The organism is Neisseria elongata subsp. elongata, assembly GCF_900113545.1.
Lineage (GTDB): Bacteria > Pseudomonadota > Gammaproteobacteria > Burkholderiales > Neisseriaceae > Neisseria > Neisseria elongata.
Genome location: NZ_FOPS01000017.1, coordinates 16,448 through 36,214, shown reverse-complemented (window position 1 = coordinate 36,214; position 19,767 = coordinate 16,448). Strand labels below are relative to the sequence as shown.

General features: G+C 51.7%; 15 protein-coding genes. 7 read left to right on the top strand and 8 right to left on the bottom strand.

The window, feature by feature from the left end; translation table 11 throughout:
• On the bottom strand, window positions 1-4,839 hold a 4,839-nt coding region (locus BM261_RS12575), incomplete at its 3' end, for an ESPR-type extended signal peptide-containing protein (protein WP_256205717.1).
• A gap of 495 nt (window positions 4,840-5,334) precedes the next feature.
• On the bottom strand, window positions 5,335-5,940 hold the full coding sequence (locus BM261_RS11520) for a nitroreductase family protein (RefSeq protein ID WP_074898412.1): 606 nt from the start codon (window positions 5,938-5,940) through the stop codon (window positions 5,335-5,337).
• 232 nt (window positions 5,941-6,172) lie between these two features.
• Here BM261_RS11520 and BM261_RS11515 point away from each other — a divergent pair, with 232 nt between their 5' ends.
• Both BM261_RS11515 and BM261_RS11510 read left to right on the top strand, forming a co-directional pair.
• On the top strand, window positions 6,173-7,066 hold the full coding sequence (locus BM261_RS11515; RefSeq protein ID WP_074898410.1) for a LysR family transcriptional regulator: 894 nt from the start codon (window positions 6,173-6,175) through the stop codon (window positions 7,064-7,066).
• A 75-nt stretch (window positions 7,067-7,141) separates the two neighbouring features.
• Window positions 7,142-7,417, top strand: a complete 276-nt coding sequence (locus BM261_RS11510) for an oxidative damage protection protein (RefSeq protein ID WP_003775416.1) — start codon at window positions 7,142-7,144, stop codon at window positions 7,415-7,417.
• A 92-nt stretch (window positions 7,418-7,509) separates the two neighbouring features.
• Here the strand turns inward: BM261_RS11510 and BM261_RS11505 are convergent, their stop codons facing one another.
• Window positions 7,510-7,893 carry an A1S_2505 family phage non-structural protein gene (locus BM261_RS11505; RefSeq protein ID WP_003775415.1) on the bottom strand — a complete coding sequence of 128 codons (384 nt, stop codon included), beginning with the start codon at window positions 7,891-7,893 and terminating at the stop codon, window positions 7,510-7,512.
• A gap of 274 nt (window positions 7,894-8,167) precedes the next feature.
• On the opposite strand from BM261_RS11505, the gene ppk1 reads away from it, so the two are divergent.
• The 4 genes from ppk1 (at window position 8,168) to BM261_RS11485 (ending at window position 12,605) form a co-directional block, all read left to right on the top strand.
• Window positions 8,168-10,228, top strand: coding sequence for a polyphosphate kinase 1 (gene ppk1, locus BM261_RS11500; RefSeq protein WP_074898408.1), 2,061 nt, complete (start codon window positions 8,168-8,170; stop codon window positions 10,226-10,228).
• Window positions 10,229-10,996: 768 nt separating this feature from the next.
• Complete coding sequence (locus BM261_RS11495) at window positions 10,997-11,380, top strand: roadblock/LC7 domain-containing protein (protein WP_070451839.1); 384 nt, start codon at window positions 10,997-10,999, stop codon at window positions 11,378-11,380.
• On the top strand, window positions 11,377-11,859 hold the full coding sequence (locus tag BM261_RS11490; protein ID WP_049250515.1) for a PAS domain-containing protein: 483 nt from the start codon (window positions 11,377-11,379) through the stop codon (window positions 11,857-11,859). Before BM261_RS11495 ends, BM261_RS11490 begins: the two co-directional genes overlap by 4 nt.
• A 2-nt stretch (window positions 11,860-11,861) precedes the next feature.
• A complete protein-coding gene (locus tag BM261_RS11485) occupies window positions 11,862-12,605 on the top strand; it encodes a phosphate/phosphite/phosphonate ABC transporter substrate-binding protein (protein WP_074898405.1) in 744 nt (247 codons plus the stop codon).
• A 188-nt stretch (window positions 12,606-12,793) separates the two neighbouring features.
• Here BM261_RS11485 and BM261_RS11480 read toward each other — a convergent pair whose 3' ends face one another.
• The 3 genes from BM261_RS11480 to BM261_RS11470 form a co-directional block, all read right to left on the bottom strand.
• Window positions 12,794-13,069: a DUF3079 domain-containing protein gene (locus BM261_RS11480; RefSeq protein ID WP_003775411.1), complete on the bottom strand. Its 276-nt coding sequence runs from the start codon at window positions 13,067-13,069 to the stop codon at window positions 12,794-12,796.
• Between the two features lie 144 nt (window positions 13,070-13,213).
• The gene (locus tag BM261_RS11475) at window positions 13,214-14,176 is read right to left on the bottom strand and encodes a peptidylprolyl isomerase (RefSeq protein ID WP_074898403.1); all 963 of its coding nucleotides are present in this window, start codon (window positions 14,174-14,176) and stop codon (window positions 13,214-13,216) included.
• Window positions 14,173-16,503: an LPS-assembly protein LptD gene (locus BM261_RS11470; protein WP_074898401.1), complete on the bottom strand. Its 2,331-nt coding sequence runs from the start codon at window positions 16,501-16,503 to the stop codon at window positions 14,173-14,175. The genes BM261_RS11475 and BM261_RS11470 overlap by 4 nt, the downstream gene beginning before the upstream one ends.
• Window positions 16,504-16,572: 69 nt before the next feature.
• Here BM261_RS11470 and amgK point away from each other — a divergent pair, with 69 nt between their 5' ends.
• Window positions 16,573-17,577 (top strand): N-acetylmuramate/N-acetylglucosamine kinase AmgK, encoded by a 1,005-nt coding sequence (gene amgK, locus BM261_RS11465; protein WP_074898398.1) that lies wholly within the window; start codon window positions 16,573-16,575, stop codon window positions 17,575-17,577.
• 295 nt (window positions 17,578-17,872) lie between these two features.
• On the opposite strand, the gene BM261_RS11460 is transcribed toward amgK, so the two are convergent.
• Together BM261_RS11460 and BM261_RS11455 are read right to left on the bottom strand one after the other, a co-directional pair.
• Window positions 17,873-18,673, bottom strand: a complete 801-nt coding sequence (locus tag BM261_RS11460; RefSeq protein ID WP_074898395.1) for a hypothetical protein — start codon at window positions 18,671-18,673, stop codon at window positions 17,873-17,875.
• 158 nt (window positions 18,674-18,831) lie between these two features.
• Window positions 18,832-19,719, bottom strand: coding sequence for a lysophospholipid acyltransferase family protein (locus BM261_RS11455; RefSeq protein ID WP_074898393.1), 888 nt, complete (start codon window positions 19,717-19,719; stop codon window positions 18,832-18,834).
• Window positions 19,720-19,767 lie beyond the last annotated feature (48 nt).

The following is a 19,767-nucleotide window of genomic DNA, read 5'->3' as shown; positions in this document are numbered from 1 at the left end:
CATGCTGGCAATCACGTCACCGGCTGGAACTTCGTTGCCACCTGTCGGTGCGTCATAGAATTTGCCGTCCGGCTGTTTGTACACTTTGCTGCCGTCAGCTTTGGTGTACACAACTGGGGTTTGGGCATCTTGAACCACAGATTGGGCATCCAATGCATAGGTGTACGTTTGGTTGCCGCTGGCATTGTCTATATCTTGTTTTACAGTCAATCCGTTACCGGCTGCAAAGGTTACTTTCTGACCAGGCTTAACGGTGGTAGGTGTAGCGTTGCTGCCGCTAGCTAAATTACCGCCCGCTGTGGCTTGGAAGCCGCTGTTGTTGATGGTTTTAGCAATATCTCCAGCCGTAACTAATTTACCTGCATCCTCCTCCGCTGGCGGGGTTACTTTACCATTAACTACGGTTAGCGGGGTAGTATCGGCTGCTACAGTGTATGTGGTGCTACCGTCTGCATTTCGCACATCGTTAACACTGATACCATCACCTGCTTTTACTTTAGTAGTAGCAGCAGCTTTGGCTGCTTTAAGCTGATCTACATTAACCGCATCAGTACCAGCGGCACCCTCGGCAACATTGGTAATCTTGTTGCCGCCGTTGTTCAAACCGCCTGTGGTCAGGCTGACAGGATTGCCGGATGCCGGAGTAATAGTTACACCGCTGCCGTTGGTAACGGTTTTGTTACCCGCCGCATCAGTAGTGGTTACACTGGTAAAGTTCGGAGCCTCTTTCATGCTGACAGTAACAGTCGTTTTGCCAGTCGCAGCATCTTGGGTAACTTCGGTTTTCAGATTGCTGGTAGACGTAGCTTCTGCAGTATTGCCTGCAACAATAGCCAACTCTTTACCTAACTTGTGAGTTTTAGCAGCGTCATTATCGGCATTCACATCAAAACCCAAACCATTTACAACAGAGTACAACTGACTGCCGTTGATGGCATCTGTACTGGTGTCAGTAATACGACCAGCAGCTACATTGGTTAATGTACGCTCACCACCAGACTTGCCAATACTCACTGTTGAAGTAGGAGCAGTTCCTGCAAAACCACTGTAAGTTACACCATTGATGGTGGCATTAGTAGTGGGAACCGCAGCAGCTGTTTCAGAATCAGAACCCAAAGCAACACCATTGACATGGTTTGCCTGAGCACCAACCCCTATGGCAATACCTTTAGTCGCAGTAGAAGCACTTTGTTGACCAATAGCAATTCCTTGCGAACCAGTAGCCTTAGCAGCACTAGGAGCACTTTGAGATCCACCAAGAACAATTGAACCAGCACCCTGGGCAACTGTATTTTGTCCAATAGCTACCGCTTGAGCTCCTTGTGCATTAGCTAATGCACCAACAGCTACAGCCGCACTACCCTCGGATTTTGAACGATTACCGATGGCGATGGCATTGCCTGCAGTACCACCAGTAGCGTAAGCCCTTTGTCCAAGAGCTATGTTATTGTCTGTTGTTACGGCAGGATTGCCAGATTGAGTACCATTAGCATAAGCACCAATAGCAATATTGTGACTGGCTTGAATACCTTCGGCCGCACCAGTACCAATACCAACAACATTAGTTACTGCCTTGGTGGCACTGCCAGCATCTTTTACCGCACTCTCACCAATACCGACATTATCAAAATTGTCAACGTTATTTGTGCCTGAGCCAGCTCGTTTGCCTATATAAACGTCTGCACGACCTGCTGCATTGGCATTCCAACCTAAAGCAGTTGCATTCAACCCTGTGGCTTGTGAACCATCGCCCAACGCAGTTGAAGCATTCGTTGCCTGAGTATTATGACCAACCGCAGTTGCACCATCATTAGATGCATTTGATTTAGCACCCACTGCAACCGCATTTTTACCTGCAGCAGAAGCATCTTCACCAACAGCAACGGCGGAAGCTCCAGCAGCAGCAGAGCCTCTACCTACAGCAACAGCTGCCCAGCCACCGGCATTGGCATCATTACCAAAAGCTGAACTTGCACCACTTAAAGCTTTAGAGCCAGTACCAACAGCAGTAGCATATTTTTCTGGCGCCTGAGCATTGGTACCTATCGCAGTAGCTCCTTCTTTTTTAGCCACAGCTGTATTACCTACAGCGGTTGCATCTTTCGCATCTGCACTGCTGGCTTTACCAATTGCCATAGCATCTAGACCCTGTGCTGTTGCTGTATTACCAATTGCAATCGCGCCATTTGCTGACGCATTGGTATCAGAACCTACAGCAACAGCATGTTCTCCTGCAGCAAGTGCACCAACACCAGCAGCCAAGGCATGCGTTCCAGTGGCACCATCATTATTATAGTTACCATCAGTAGGGCCACTACCATTAACACTATAGTAGTGCGTAGCAGCAGAAGAAGTGATCTTGCTGGCTACTGCTTTCAATTGAGCAACGTTTACTGCATCTGTATCTTCTTTACCTGCAGCAACCCCTACAATTTGACGAGTTATGTTGTTTGCGGTATCTCCAACAGAAACCGCTGCTGCTGTAGAAGTCCATGTAGCATTATTTTTGGCTGTAACTGCGTTAAGTGGATCAGCACCTGTTACACCAGCAGCGGTAGAGGCAACTGATTTATTACCTAAAGCAACGGCTCCTTGCACCACGGCTGTAGTATTATTACCAATCGCAACAGCATCATTTTTGGAAGCTTTAGCACTTGTACCTAAAGCTACGGTATTACTTGCAGTTAATCTATCAGCACTTGTCCCAGAACCAGCATTATCACCAATTGCCACATTACCAGTACCTGAAACGTATCTACCCGTATTGAAACCTACAGCTACTTGATGGGCATTGCCATAAGAATCCGTACCCGCATTCGCACCAATAAGAATGCTATCGGCACCAACATTGGCAATATTGTTTGCATCATTGATTTTTCCGCTATTGGTACCCAAAACAATATTACCCGTGTTATAGGCAACAGCCTTATTACCAATCGCAATCGTATTTTCTTTAGTAGCCTGGCTACTTGTACCCACAACTACGGCATTATTGGCAGAAGAAGTATTACTTGTACCAACAACAACGCTATTCTGCCCTGTAGCTGATGCATTGCGTCCAATTGAAACAGATCCAATACTGTTTGCAGTAGCATTATTACCAATCGCAATCGTATTTTCCTCTGCAGCAACAGCCTTACTTATAGCAACTGAATGGGCTCCTTTTGCGTTAGCTTGGTTACCAATAGCCGTACTGAGATATCCAGATGCTTGAGTTAAATAACCATAAGCACTGGCTCCTCCTGCTGACGCATTTGTACCGACACCCACTGCTGTTGCTTGGCCTTCACTGGCTTTCGCACCATCGCCTATCGCAACAGAAGATTTTCCGGTAGCATGAGAATCTTGTCCGGCAGCTAAAGAGTTTTGCCCGAAAGCTTCAGATTTCTGACCAAACGCCGCCGCATTAGTACCTTTAGCTGAACTATCCGCACCAACAGCTACTGATCCTACTCCAGTAGTTGTACCAGAAGCAGATGTTGCTGTCCCTGACTCAACAGAAGCATTAGTACCTATTGCAATAGAATTATTCGTTTTTGCAGAGGCATTCACTCCGGCTGCCAAGGCTTTATCACCAGTAGCGCCATCATTATTATAATTACCATCTGCTGAACTATTGCCTTTAACACTATAATAGTGCGTAGCAAAAGCAGGATTTGAAATTTGCTCTTGCAGCCCTTTGGCCACATAGAACAACTGACTACCATTAATAGCATCAGTACTGGCGGCGGTAATTTCACCTGGAGCAACATGTTTAATTTGACGTTCGTATCCAGTCGAACCGACAGATACCTGGTCACCATCAATCACCTGACCGCTACCGGCAAACGGAGTGGCCGCGCTGCCATAAGTGATTGAACCAACGGTAGCAGATTTCACATCAGTGGCATTTGTTTTAGTTGAACTACCTGCACCCAGAGCGACAGCATTTTTCAAACTGGCATTCGCCCCCACACCAAATGCAACCGAATGTTCACCCGTTGCATGGGATTTTGCACCCACTGCCGTCGATAAATCTGCCGCCTTAGCAGAAACGCCTACAGCAACCCCTGCTTGACCAGTAGATGTGCCGATATAGCGATTACCGGGCGTAAAATTAACCAAGTTTTGCCCCGTTAAGGTTCGATATTGTTTGGCCAGTGCCGTATCGTTATACGCATCATTATCAGCAGATGGAGAAGTCACTCGATACACTGTGGATGCTACCGAATCCAAATCATCACCACCAATGGCAATTGAAGAATCGCCTACTGAACGAGTATTTGCACCAAGTGCTACAGACTGATCTCCCGTAGCCTGAGCATCAAAACCGAAAGCAATGGACTGTGATTTAGAAGCTACTGACTCAGGACCAAATGCAATCGTCTGCAACCCGCCCGATCTGGCTTGCTTACCAATCGCGATATTATTCATTGTCTTATCAGGAACATTTTGTATTCGGTAGTAAGTTGCCGAGTTAGTCTCTGTTGATGCACCGTAACCCACCGCAATTGAATTTTCTCCGTCGGCCTTAGCGTCCCAACCAGCTGCGATCGAAGTTTTGCCTGTAGCTTTAGCACCACCATTCCCCGCAGTACTATCACTTGGGCTAATAGCAATGGTCCATTGAGCAGAGCCATTCTCAATGCGAGCATTATCTGCCATGGCAGGCTGGGACACCAAAGCAGCTGCAACAGCAGCAGAAACAGCCAGCACTTTTTTATTTAACAAAATACCATCTGCCACAGCAGTAACCACATCACCACTGCGCCCTGATTTACCATGAGCCTTAGCAGTCTCCGCAACCGCAACCCATGTGTTTGTTTTTTCATTAAAAACAGTACGATAAACCTTATTCATACCTATCCTTTCTAAAGCGTTTTACAAATCAGATTATGCAAATCAAGTATTATTTAAATGCATCTCGCATAATATTTAATTCTCAACAAATGAAACCGGGTAAGTTTACAAGCAAATTTCGTGCCAAAATTTAATTTATAAACTTATTTAACAAATATCTCAAATTCATACTTACTCATGTGACTTAGCTGCTATAAAAATCCCTGCTGGCTATAGCTCTGAATTCTATAAATTTGATTACAATAATCCAAAAATATGCTCATTATATGTTCTTTTGCCCCTCAACCAATTTATAACGCCATATTTTCTTACTTAATCAGGTATATTTTTGTTTATTTACAACAAAAATTATCAAATAGACAAACCCGATTTGCCTAAATAGGCGCCAAAGCGACATTTTTCGCCAGTGGCAATATTTAGAATCTTTCCTATACGCATTAAAAATACAGGCCGTCTGAAAATTTATTTCAGACGGCCTGTATTATCCGATTAAATTTAGCTGCCGAACACCTTAAACCGTCCCTCCAACGGCTCGTAAGCTTTTTCAGCCGCCGGTGCTTGAACACCGCCGAACACCAGCTGTGCACGCAATGTCCATGAGTCGGGAATATCCCATTCGCGGGCAACATCTTGGTCGATTAGGGGGTTGTAATGCTGAAGATTTGCGCCGATACCCGCGGCGGACAAGGTCGTCCACACGGCGTATTGGTGCATGGCATCGGCATGCTCGGCCCAAACAGGGAAATTTTCCGCATAGGCCGGGAATTGTTCTTGCAGGCCTTTTATGATGTTTTGGTCTTCAAAAAATAAAACGGTTCCTGCAGCCGCCTTGAACATGGCCAATTTTTGCGCAGTCGGCTCGAACTGGTCGGCCGGAACGATGGCACGCAGGGTGTTTTCGGCAAACTGCCACAGTTTCTCGTGTTCGGTACCGAAAAGGACGACTACACGAGTAGATTGCGAGTTAAATGATGAAGGCGTATGTTTGACTGCATGCTCAACAATTTGTGCGGTTTCGGCAGCCGACAGGGGCAGTTGTTTATTCAAAGCATAAATGGAGCGGCGCGTTTCGGCAGCCTGCTGCAAAATTCGGTATGACATTTTGTCTTCCTTTCGTTTACTGGGTATCGGTTCTGGAAAGCAGCCTGTCCGGCGACCAAGCACCGCCGCCGGCTGCGGAAAAACAGAGGAACTGGAAGTGATTGCTCTAACTCATATTATTATAAAATCTTCCTTATCGGATAAAACGATTTCAATAAGACGGAATAATAGATAATTCCTTTCAGTAAATATATACTATGTTTATTGACGCAATATTTCCCAATAAGAAATCATGGATACTTTATTCAGCCTGAAGGTTTTTCGCGAAGTGGTTCGGCAAGGCAGCTTTACCCGTGCCGCCGACAAACTCGGCATTTCCACCGCGATGGCCAGCAAACACGTCAGCCATCTGGAAAACCATATCGGTGCCAAACTATTGCAACGCAACAGCCGCAATCTGTACCTGACGGAAGCCGGAACGGAATACCACCGCGAATGCGGTTATGCGCTGGAAACGTTGGAAACCGCTGCCGAACGTGCAGCCGGTGGAACGGAAATACCGCAGGGGCTGCTGCGGGTTACGATGCCGATGTGGTTTGCCAACCACCATGTCTGCGGCTGGTTGGCCGAATACTGCCGCCTTTACCCGGCGGTATCGCTCGATTTGATTCTGGACAACCGCAAAATCGACCTGGTGGCGGAAGGGGTGGACTTGGCATTACGCGTCAGCAGCGTCGACTTGCCGCCCACGCTGATTGTCCGCCCATTAAGCGAAATCGTTTTTTATTTGGTTGGCGAAACGGAGTATCTGCAAAGGCACGGCACACCCTCCACACCGCAGGAAATCCCTGCCTACAACTTCGTCCAAGCAAGTTATGTCGATATGGAGCATATCAAAATCTCGCGTGACGGCGAACATTTTACCCTCGCGCCGAATTCGACCATTCGGGCGGACAATACGCTGATGGTACGGGAAATGGTTTTGGCCGGCGGCGGCTTGGGCTGCCTGCCCGTATGGACGGTCAAACGCGATCTCGACAGCGGCCGCTTGGTACGCCTGCTACCCGAATGGCGCATTCTTTCCGCCACCTTGTATGCAGCCTATGCAGACAGGGCTTTTTTGAGCGCGAAAATACGCAGCTTTATCGATTTCCTGGTGGAGAAAATCAAGCAGGAGGCCGTCTGAAAGCGGCTTCCTATACAAAGCAACGCCCTTCCGTTAGAATTCAGGCCGTCTGAAAAACCGTTGAAGGAAAACATCATGACCCGTATGGTTCATTGCGTGAAACTGGGCAAAGAAGCCCCCGGCATGAAATTCGCCCCCCTGCCGAACGAGCTGGGCAAGCGGATTTTTGAAAACGTATCTCAAGAGGCATGGGAAGCGTGGACGCGCCACCAAACCATGCTGATTAACGAAAACCGCCTGAGCCTGGCCGACCCGCGCGCACGCGAATATCTGGCGCAGCAGATGGAAAACTATTTCTTCGGCGACGGTGCCGACGCAGTGCAAGGCTACGTGCCGCAAGAGCCGAAATAAAGACGCCTTCGGCAAAAACATAAAAAGGCCGTCTGAAAACCATATTTCCGGTTTTCAGACGGCCTTTTTAATTATCTGCCTTTAAAGCCTTTTCATTCGGCTTTGAGGATTTCCTCCCATTCCGGCGGCAGGCGGCAATTGTCGGACACGCCTTTGAACAGCGGTGCAATATCCTGCGCATGATATTCGCCCAAAGCCGTACCGACGGGTGTAACGAAAAAACGTTTGTCGAAATTGGTTTTGGCAAAATCGATAAACAAATCAACATAGGTTTTGATTTCTTCCAAAGGCAGCAGTTTCAACTGTTCGTCTTTCACCGGAATCGCCAAAGACTGTCCCTGCAAACCGAATCCCTGCCCCATTTCCGCACCGTATTTCATCCGCGCGGTCAGAGCCGTGCCCAAACCGTGTTTGCCGGCCTTGTTCGAACCGAAAACAAAAATTTCGTTATCCCGTATTTCATGCTTGATGGCCATAAATTTTCCTTTAAATTATTCCGATGCCGCAATATCTTTATCGTTTTACCACAAAGACAAGCCGCTATTGTAAATGATTCGGACAATCTGAATATTTGATATACATCATTCTTCCCTTCAGCATAACCGGTAACCCCGCCCCAATCCACCGCCGTTTCTTTTCAGACAGCCTCCCAACTGGAAAAACCCTGCCGCCGGACTTATACTTGACACCTTAATACGCAGACATTCCGTCCATCGTCATTAACATCAAACATATTTGAAGGAGAACGCCATGCCTCAATCCAACCGCATATTATGCCGCGAACTGAGCCTGCTCGAATTCAACCGCCGCGTATTGGCGCAGGCGCAGGATGCGCGCATCCCCCTGCTTGAGCGGTTGCGCTTCCTCTGCATCGTCTCCTCCAACCTCGACGAATTTTTTGAAGTACGGATGGCCTACCTGAGGCGCGAACACAAACGGAATCCCGGCAAAATCCTCGACAGCGGCATGACGCCCGCCGAAACCCTTGCCGCCGCTTCGGTTGAGGCGCACCGCCTGATACACGAACAATACGACCTGTTCAACAACGAACTGCAACCCGCCCTGAGCCGCGAAGGCATCCATTTTTACCGCCGCCGCAACTGGACGGCGGAACAGCGCGCCTGGATAGAAGACTATTTCGACCGCGAACTCTGGCCGATACTCACCCCCGTCGGCCTCGACCCCGCGCACCCCTTCCCCAAACCATTGAATAAGTCGTTGAACTTCGCCGTCGAACTCGAAGGCAAAGACGCATTCGGCCGCTCTTCGGGCATGGCCATCGTCCAAGCCCCGCGCATCCTGCCGCGCGTGGTCAAACTGCCGTCTGAAATCTGCGGCGGAGAAGAAGGCTTCGTCTTCCTGTCGTCCATCTTGCACGAATACGTCTACCGCCTCTTCCCCGGCATGGAAGTGAAAGGCTGCCACCAATTCCGCCTCACGCGCGACAGCGACCTGACCGTGGCGGAAGAAGACCTGAAGAACCTGCGCGCCGCCATCCAAAGCGAGCTGCACGACCGCGAATACGGCGACGGCGTCCGGCTGGAAGTGGCGGAAACCTGTCCGCCCCACATTTACGACTTCCTGCTCGGCCATTTCAAACTCAAACCCGCAGACCTTTACCAAGTCAAAGGACCGGTAAACCTTGTGCGCCTGATGTCCGTGCCCGACATGGTGGAACGCCCCGACCTCAAATACGCCCCGCGCAGCGGCAGCCTGTCGAAAATGCTGAAAAAAGACGAAAGCGTACTCGAAGCCGTAGCCCGGGAAGATATTTTGCTGCACCACCCTTACCAATCATTTGAACCCGTCGTCCGCTTTATCCGCGAAGCCGCGGCCGACCCCGCCGTCGTCGCCATCAAAATGACCATCTACCGCACAGGTACCGATTCCGAACTGGCCAAGGCACTGATGAACGCCGCATTGGCGGGCAAGCAGGTAACGGTGGTTGTGGAATTGATGGCGCGTTTCGACGAAGCCAACAACGTCAATTGGGCGCAACGCCTGGAAGACGCGGGCGCGCATGTCGTATACGGCGTATTCGGCTACAAAGTCCATGCCAAAATGGCTTTGGTTATCCGCCGCGAAGAAGGCCGTCTGAAACGCTATGCGCACCTCGGTACCGGCAACTACCACCAAGGCACTTCGCGCATCTATACCGATTTCGGCCTCCTCACCGCCGACGAACAAATTACCGCCGACGTGAACACCCTGTTTATGGAAATCACCGGCCTGGGCCAGCCCAGCCGCCTGAACAAACTCTACCAAAGCCCGTTCACCCTGCACAAAATGCTGGTTGCAGGCATCCGCCGCGAAGCCGAACACGCCAAAGCCGGCAGGAAGGCCCGCATCGTCGCCAAACTCAATTCGCTGATCGAACCGAACATCATCGAAGAACTTTACGCCGCCAGTGCGGCCGGCGTACAGATTGATTTGATCGTACGCGGCATGTGCGCCCTGCGGCCGCAAGTGGAAGGCCTGTCGGAAAACATCCGCGTCCGCTCGATTATCGGCCGCCAGCTCGAACATTCTCGCGTTTACTATTTCTACAACGACGGCGCGGAAAACACCTATATATCGAGTGCCGACTGGATGGGGCGCAACTTCTTCCACCGCATAGAAACCTGTACGCCCGTAGAACATCCGAAACTGAAAGCCCGAGTTATCCGCGAAGGCCTGACCCTGGCCTTAAACGACAACTGCCAAGCCTGGCTGATGCAACCCGACGGCAGCTATATCCGCGCAGAACCAGGAGAAAACGGGAAAGTATGCAGTTCGCAGGAAATCATGTGGCAGGAATGCGCCGGCATCTGAAAGCGGCCGTCTGAAAAATCCTAGGCAGTGATGAATGAGGTTCAAGCCAAATGCCATGGCAATAAAGGTTAATCCGCCGTAAGGCAGGACAACGTTCAGCAGGGCATCGCGCGGCATAGCAAGCAACCCGCACTCTGCACTTCATCAGCCGAAGGGCGGGCATCGGCTCTGTACCCATCCAACGAACAGGCGGCATCACAATGCCGCCTGTTGCCATTTCAACCTCACATCTCTATCGGAAATAGCCGGTATTGATGCCCGCCCAATATCGGCATATCAAAAATTTGCTTTTCTGCCATGCCGTATTTTTCAGACGGCTTGACATAAATTTTCAATCACATAAATTCCCTTTTGTCTGATTTTTCTATTCAACGGCGCATTATAAAAACCAAAAGCAGTCATATGTTGTAAAAATAGTACAATATTGCGTATTTTTATTTATTTTGTCTTTTTATTCATCACATGCTTCATAACGTTATTTTAATTTTAATAATCAAATGATTATTAAATAATCAAAATGTCATTTTTTCCTTTTGTCATTTTTTAAGGCCGCACTATTACTATTGGTGTATAGACTTTTTTACATTTCTCATTCTGATTTTGATACAAATCAAAAAAGTGATGATATAGTAATCATTAAAATACGAAATATATCTTGGTAAACACTCATTTAAATGGTTCTATTTAATTGTATTGAATAGATTATTTATTATGATGCTTTATTAAGGCTTGATTCCACCCCAAACCGTCTATTCAGAGGAGACTGTAATGTTAAAAGAAGTATTAAATGATGCTTTGAACAACCTTCATGCCGAATCAGGCGCACTGACTTCCTCAGCCATCGTTTCGATTGACGGCCTGCCGATTGTCAGCGTATTGGAACGGAACATCGATTCAAACCGCGTCGGCTCGCTTTCTGCGGCATTGTTGTCCCTGTGCGGCCAAACCGCCCGCCTGCTCTCTTGCGGCAATTTCAATCAAATGACTTTGCAAGGCCAGCAGGGTGAAGTGCTGCTGATGCAGATTAGCGATGATTTGGCACTGGTCAGCACGACCAAAGCAGGTTCGCGCATGGGCTTGGTGCTGGTTCAACTGCGCCGTACGGTAGAAGAAATCCGCCGGCACTTGGGCTATATGGAGTCGGCAGCATGAATCCGCACATTTTTATCGGCAATCCGTCCCAGGCCTTTTCCCGCAGCAACAGGCATACCGCCAATGACCAATCCTATATTTTGGATGAGGAAGTCGAATTTCCCGACGGCAAATTGATTACTTCGCGCACCGATTTGAACGGCATCATCACTCATGCCAACGAGGCTTTCGTGACCATGAGCGCATGGAGCCGCGAGGAGTTGATCGGCCAGCCGCACAGCATCCTCCGCCATCCCGATATGCCTAAAGCGGCATTTGCAGATTTGTGGCATACCGTTTCCAAAGGGGAAAAATGGCACGGTTATGTAAAAAATCTTCGTAAAGACGGCCGCTATTATTGGGTTTACGCCACAGTAATCCCCAATATCCGCAACGGCAAAATCGAGGGCTACACTTCGGTCAGACGCAGGGCTTCAGCCGCTATGGTTGCGGAAATCAGCGATTATTATCAGCAGCTTTGCGCACAGGAAAGAGATTAGCTATGTTGCAATTTACCATCGCCCCCGACTATCTGCCTTCGCATTTCGGTACTTGGTATCTGCTCGGGGACTTCGTCCGCCGTGAAATGAACTGTACCATCCACCTCAATATGCCCGGAAATTCGGACGAACTGGCCGATACTTTGGCCGGACAACAGGACGGGATGGCATACGTCAATCCGTTTTCCGCCTCAAAGCTGATTCGCGAGCAGGGCTGGATACCCTTATTGAAACCTGCCTGCGGTTCGGATGAGATGGTTGCCGTCTGCCGTTCGCATTCTCCATACAAAAGCCTCCGCGACATCAAGTCCGGCTGCAAAATCTCTTTTTCCGATAAAGATATGTATCTGATCGGCATGAGATTGATGGAAGGTTTCGACCTCAACGAACACAACACCCTAACCTTTGCGGAAAATTCGGAAGAAGCGGTTTTATCCGCCGTCTTCCACAAACGTGCCGAAATCGGTTTTCTGATGGCGGAAACATATGACAATCTGTCTGATTTCGGCAAACAGCTCTTCCGCCCCATCATCCGCAGCCAAATTGACGATATGCACCACGTTATGCTGCTCCATCCGAATTCTGCGGCGCGGGCAGAAGAAGTGAAAGCGGCATTCATCAATTTAAACCTTTCATCCGAAGGCCGTTCGATTCTGGAAGAGTTCCGCCACTCCGAAGGATTCGCCGCAACCGAAGCGGAAGAAGTGGAAAACATGCTGGATTTGCTGCAAACGCTGGAGGATTGACCTTCGACCGGCAAATAGTGGAGAAATTCCGACAATAAGAAATGAGGCCGTCTGAAAACCTGTGGCGACACAGTGTTTTTCAGACGGCCTTTAACATAATAGAGCAGATTCATTTTAAATCAGGACCATCACCACAAACCAAGGTGCGGTGATGTGGCGCGTACCGGTTTAAAGTCAATCCGCTGCACTCAGCACAGTTTTTGTTTGACCGGCAGCTTGATGTGCGGTTTTGCCGCTTTGGGTTGCTGCGGCTCGGGCAGCAAGCCCAGCTCACGTTGCTGCTGCTCGCTCAACAAATTGCTCCAATCGCCCGATTTGTACCATTCCGGCCCGTCCAATTCGCACGGGTGTTGGATGCGTTCGCAGCCGTTGCCGCATTGCAGGTCTTCGGCCGAACAGTATTTGTCGCAGCCCCAGCAAATCCGCTCGGGATGCTTGGGGTAAATGGGAAATTTTTTCGCCATATTTTTCAACCTTTCGTCAAACTTGGAAATGATACGCCTAAAATGAATGTTTTGACAGGGTGGCTTGCCGGGCAACCCAAATACTCGGAGGCCGTCTGAAAAAACATTTTCAGACGGCCTCCGACCTGTTTGCCTGTAAACCGGTTATTTTATCCGCACATCGACATAAGTGCTTTCATGCAGTTGTTGCAGCAACTGCCCTGCGGCCTGTTCGGCCTTCTGCTGCATGATGTATTGGCGGATGGTGTTGCGGCGGCGTTCCTCAGGCGTGCCGACTTCGCGGACATCGTTGAGTTTGATGAGGTGCCAGCCGAACTGGGTGCGGACGGGACGGCTGACTTGGCCTTTTTTCAGTTTCTGCACCGCGCTTTCAAATTCGGGCACCATCATACCGTCGCCGAACCAGCCCAAATCCCCGCCCTGCGCCGCGCTGCCGTCTTGCGAATACTGTCGCGCCAGCTCGCCGAAATCACGGCCTTTTTCCGCCTGCGCGCGGATTTTGTTGATAACGGTTTCGGCAGCGGCTACGGCGTTTTCTTTTTCCGCCTTAATCAAAATATGCTGGGCACGGTATTGGCGCGGAGCCTCGCCTTCGGGAATGGCGACACCCTGCTGCTGCGCCCGTGCCAATGCGGCATCGACTTCCGCCTCGCTGACGCGCGCGTTCTGCAAAATGGCCTGTTGCTGTACTTTTTGCGCCACCAGCGCGTCGGCGGTTTGACGGCGCAGGGCGGCTTTGCTCAGGCCGTCTTTTGCGGCGCGGGCATAGAGTTGGTCTACGCTGATTTTCTGTTCGGCGGCGGCATGGGCGACGGCCTCGTCCACTTCGGCCTGGGTGGCGGCCAGTCCGCGCCGTTTTCCGGCCTGAACGATGAGGGATTGGTTAATCAGCCGGGCCAAAACCTGTTGGCGCAACTCGTTTTCAGGCGGCCTCTGGGCGGCAGGCAGGCGGCGCGCCTGGGCAACGGCCTGTTCGAATTGGCGCATGGTAATCACGCTGTCGCCTGCCACGGCGGCAACGCCGTCTACGGTTTTAATGTCGGCGGCGGAGGCCGTCTGAAAAAAGCAGGCCAAAAGGGCGGCGGTTAGGATTTTTTGGGGTTTCATTTCACTACCTCGTTGGTTTTGATATAGCCCGGGATGGCCGGACGGAGTGTGTCTTCGGTCTTGCTGCCGATGTTACTCAGGTTTTTCAATTGCAGGGTCAGGAATGCGGCATTTTTGTAATCGGGTTTGTTTCGTTCGATATTCCAGCCGGTTACATAACGCTGTGCGACGGCGGTCGCGCTCCAGCAGCCGCAGCTGCTTTTGTATTCGAGCCCGGCGAGGATGTCCAGCGGCCGGCGCACGTTTAGGGCATAGTTGAAACGCGCGACGCCGTAAAGGTTTTGCTTAATCGGCCATTGTGCAGCCAAATCGATCTGACTGAGTTTGTCGCGGAAGTATGTGCCGTCGCTTTGCAGGTAAATCGGTTCATCCCGGCCGTATTTATAGCGCGCGCTCAATACCTTGCCGTCTTGCGGGCGATAGCGTATGCCTGCGGAGGCACTGTCGAAACGCGACCGGTTTTCGTTGAAATGGACGGACGTGTAACCGCTGACGCTGCGGCTGATTTCGCCGTCGGCAAAAGCCACCCAGTCGGAACGGTTGCGGCTGCTTTGGGATATGTTGCCGTCTATCAGCACGCTGTCGTTTTTGAAATAGAATTTCTGCCCGATACCGGCGCGCAGGCGTTCCGCGCCCGTGGCTTTGTCGAGATAGCGGGTTTGCAGGGCGACGCTGAGGCTGTTGGCCGCGTTGATGCGGTCGTGGCCGGAATAGAGGTTTTCACGGAAAAGCTGTTCGTAGTTGAAGCTGTTTTCGGAAGTATCGAAATTAGGCAGGTCGTTTTGCGACTTGGTCGGGATGTAGTTGTAAAAGAGGCGCGGTTCCAAGGTTTGGACATGTTCGCGGCCGAACAGGCCGGTTTCGCGCTCCAGTGTGAGGCCGGTGTCGACATTGACGATGGGCAGGGCGCGGCCTGCGCTGCGGCTGCTTTTCCCATTGAAGCCGTCAAGGCTGTAATGGGTGTAGTGCAGGCCGACTTTCGGGCGGATGTAGCCCCAGTCGTTGTGCAGGTGGCGGCTGAAGGAAGGATAAAGCACCAGCCTGCCGCCCGCTTGTTTGCTGTCGTGTGCAAAGCGGGTGTATTGGCCGTAGACGGAGAACAGGTTGCCGGCAAAGTTTTTCTGCCAGCGGCCGCTCAGGCGCGGCATGATGGCGTAAGGTTCGTCCTTGTAGCCGTCGGCATTGGCCAGGGTTTGGTATTTTTTAACCGTCAATTTTCCGGTCAGGGTTTCCCCGAGCACGTCGGTTTGGTAATCCAACCACGCTTCACGGTTGAGGTTGACGTTGCGGGCAACGTCGGTACGGTTGTAGAAATCACGGTAGTAGTCGTTGTCGGAAACCTGGTTGAAATCCACCCCGCCGCTGAAGCCCGCACCGAAACGGTGGTTGTGTTTCCATGCGGCCTGATAGCGGTTGTTGTGTTTGCTGCGTTTGTCGGACGGCATCCAAACCCCGTTTACCGTACCTTGATAATCCGGCTGGAGATAACGGAATTCGCCGCCCAGACGGATGCCGCGCGAGCTGATGATGCCCGTACTGACCGTGGCATCGTAATTCGGCGCAAGGTTGAAATAGTAAGGGACATCGACTTCCGTGCCGTTGGAGCCGACTTTCAGGGTCGGCACCAAAAGGCCGCTCTTGCGGTTGCCGTTGAGCGGAAAATCCATCCAAGGGGCATACAGCACGGGCACGCCGTGGAAGACCAGCTTGGCATGTTTGGCCACGCCGACACCTTTCGCATAGTCGGCATCGATGCTGTCGGCACTGACGTACCAAGAGGCATCGGCTTTTTGACAAGTGTTGAACTGGGCTTCGGTCAGCGTGTAGCGGTTTTTATCCTGCAACCGTGCTTCTTTGCCCACGGCCTGCAGACGGCGGCCTTCGCGTTCGGTTTCAAGCCGCACCTCGGTCGCGCGGCCGCTGCCGCCGGACAGGTTGTAATCCAACGTCGAACCGCGCACCTGCGATTCGCCGTCGTCCAGAATAAAGCCTTGGTCGGCCTTTACCGTATCGGTTTTCTGGTTGTACGACACATGTTCCGCATTGACGGTTTGATGGTTGCGCTCAATGATGACGCCGCCTTTGGCCTCCACGCCGACATTGGTCTGCCCGCGCAGCGCATCGGCGGTGATGCGGGTGTAATCGACGGGCAGCCCGGGTTCGCCGCTGCGCTGCAAAGGCGTTTCCGGCTCGGAGGCCGTCTGAACCTTGCCGTCGGCGCACGCCGGACAGGTACTGCCCAACGGCAGCGTTTCCGCCGCCGCGCCCGCCGCAATCGCCATGCCGACCGACAAGGCCAGCGGTTTGACTAAAAATAAACGTGCCAAAGTATCACCTTAAACCGATTTTGCCCGTTAAAATAGCGGCCATTTTAACCGTTTCCCCGTAAAACCGCTATGCAACGACAATCCGAACTGCAAAACTGGCTGCACAGCCTGTATCCCGACCGTCCCTTCGAGCTGGCCTTTGCCGCCGCCGATGCCGACTTCCGCCGTTATTTCCGCGCTACTTTTTCAGACGGCCAAACCGTCATCTGCATGGACGCTCCGCCCGACAAAATGAGCATCGCGCCCTATTTGAAAGTGCAAAAGCTGTTTTCCATGCTGAATGTGCCGCAGGTTTATCACGCCGACGAAACACTGGGATTTGCCGCGCTGAGCGATTTGGGCAGCACCACTTACCTCGCCGCCATGCAGCACGACGGCAGCGGGGCGGCACATAAAGCCCTGCTGTTGGAGGCGATAGACGAACTGATCGTTTTGCAAAAGGCAAGCCGCCCCGATGTGCTGCCGCCTTACGACCGCGAAGTCATGCTGCGCGAAATCAACCTGTTCCCCGACTGGTTTGCCGCCAAAGAATTGGGCAAACCGTTCAACTTCAAGCAAAAACAGCTATGGCAGCAGGTTGTCGATGTATTGCTGCCGCCGCTCTTGGCGCAGCCGCAAGTGTTCGTCCACCGCGACTACATCGTCCGCAACCTGATGCTGTCTGCCGGCCGGCCGGGTGTGCTTGATTTCCAAGATGCCTTATACGGCCCGATTTCCTACGACTTGGTATCGCTGCTGCGCGACGCCTTCATCGAATGGGAAGAAGAATTCGTGCTGGACTTGGTCATCCGCTACTGGGAAAAAGCCCGCGCCGCAGGATTGCCCGTTCCGGCCGAATTCGACGAGGTCTACCGCTGTTTCGAATGGATGGGCGTACAACGCCATCTGAAAGTCGCCGGCATCTTCGCCCGCCTCTACCACCGCGACGGCAAAGACAAATACCGCCCCGAAATCCCGCGCTTCCTCAACTACCTGCGCCGCGCCTCGCGCCGCTATACCGACCTCGCGCCGCTGTATGCGCTGTTGGTGGATTTGGTCGGCGACGACGAATTGGAAACAGGCTATACGTTTTAAAAACAGATGGCTTTTGCCGTTCTTGATGATGAAAGAGGTCGTTTTGAAATCCTGAAACTGGGTTTCAGGCGACCTCTGTAAATTGCAATGGCAATTTTGTCTTCGTTTGTCGGATATACGGCATGAAGGTTTGCGTAGCCCAATTTTTGCATCTGGACAGGAATAGTAATGGATGAATCCCTACCTCTTACGGTTTCACGATCAAAAGGCCGTCTGAAAACTTAAAATCAGGTTTTCAGACGGCCTTTTGAGTCTTAGCCCGGACGGTTTGTCCAACTCAAAACCCGATTCGGGTTCAGGTTGTCCGAAACAAATATTCCAGGGCTTTTTGCAAAGTAAAAATATCCGTCAGCTCATATAAACCTACCGATGCTTCCAGATGCTTGCCCGAGGGTGGTTGGGCAACGGCCGCCGCAATCAGTTTGACCTGATTTGCAGGGTCGGGCAGGTATTTCATTTGCGCCACAGCATAGCGAGAAATCCGAACTCTGCCGTCTTGATAATGTGCACCGCGGGCAGGCAGTTTCTGTATTTCTTCCAGGCTCGGCACATGGTCGAACACGCCGTCGTAAAACTCTATGACGGGGCATTCGTTGATGCCGGTGTCGCGGTGGACATAGGCAGCGTAAAACCGTTTCCGAGACTGAATGGAGACGACGTCTTGCAGGCGGAAAAAAGTAATATTGTCAGGCATGGCCGGACGGCGTTTGAGCGGCTGCGGCGGCGTTTGCAAAAACGCTTTGATTTGCGGCGACCAGCGTTCGAAATCGTCGGAAAGCTCGACTGCGGCATTTAAAGCATCTATCGCGGCCAAGGCTTGAGGAAGGATGGAGTCGATATTCAAGCCGTATTTATGGGCGATAACGGCCATGGCGAGGATGGTTTTCTGTTTATATGCCGCGCTGACTTCTTTTGTATCTTTTTCCTGTAACACGCAATTCCACCGACTGAGGATTTTTTGCCATATCTGGTTTTGCAGATCAAGCGAAAACTCTTTCGCTGTGATGCCCCAAGTCATGGTGCGGGCAAAACTTTCGTCCAAGGCCTGTACGAGGAAGCGGACGGCCAATTTGTCTAAAATTTGCTGGTGTTTCATGATGGTTTCCTTATCAGGACGGTATCGGCAGGATGGGTGGCAACGGTAACCGCATCCGCTTCTGTTATTTCCGTTTTCCCGCTGCGAAGGCCGTCTGAAAGCCCGTTTTAACGCCGTAAATTTCGCAGAATCGCGGCATTCTTGCGGAAGATGGGCTTTCAGACGGCCTGTTCAGACGGCCGCTCTTCCGCGCCGGCGGGGTGTTTGTAGCGGTTGTAGGCAAACAGGTATTGGTCGGGGAAGCGGCGTATCCAGTATTCAACATTGCGGTTGATGATTTCCGCATCGTGTTTTTTGTCGCCGTTCAAGCTGCCTTGCAACGGTTCGACGTGCAAGACGAAGCCTTTGCCGCCGGGCAGGCGTTCGCCGCAGAAAAACAGTGCGCGCACGCCTTTGACTTGCGCCAGCTTGCCGGCCAAAGTCATGGTGTAGGCGGGTCGGCCGAAAAAGTCCGCCCATACGCCGTCGCCGCCTTCTTCCGGTGCGGGAACGTGGTCAGGCAGCACGATGGTGGCCTCGCCCGCACGCAGGGCTTTGATGACTTGTTTCACGCCTTGGATGCTGGTGGGGGCGGTGCGGCCTTTGCCGCGCACGCGCCCGGCCTGCATGACGGCATCGAAGGCTTTGATTTTCGGCGGTTTGTACATGGCGGTCAGCGGGAAGGGAAGCTGCTGGCTGATGTAGCGTCCGGCCAGGTCGTAGCTGCCGAGGTGCGGGGTAATCAGCAGCAGGCCTTCGCCCGCATCCAACGCGGCTTGGATATGCTGCCAGCCGTGCACTTCGCGAAACAGGGTTTCGATGTCTTCAGGCCGTCTGAAAAAGGCTACGGGCAGTTCCAACGCGCCTTTGGCGGTTTCGCGCAATACTTTCTTAACGGCGGCATCGTCCGCAGGCAGCCCGGCAATTTGCAGGTTTTCGTGGATGCGGGCGCGGTCTTTGTGCAACAGGTAAAAGGCGAGGCCGCCCCAGAAACCGGCCATGGCGTGCAGGCTTTTCAGCGGTAGGGCGGCAAGGATGCGGCAGAGGAGGAAGATTAGTTTTTGCATGGGGCGGATTGTAATGGAAAACGGCCGGGATAGGTTTGAGGCCGTCTG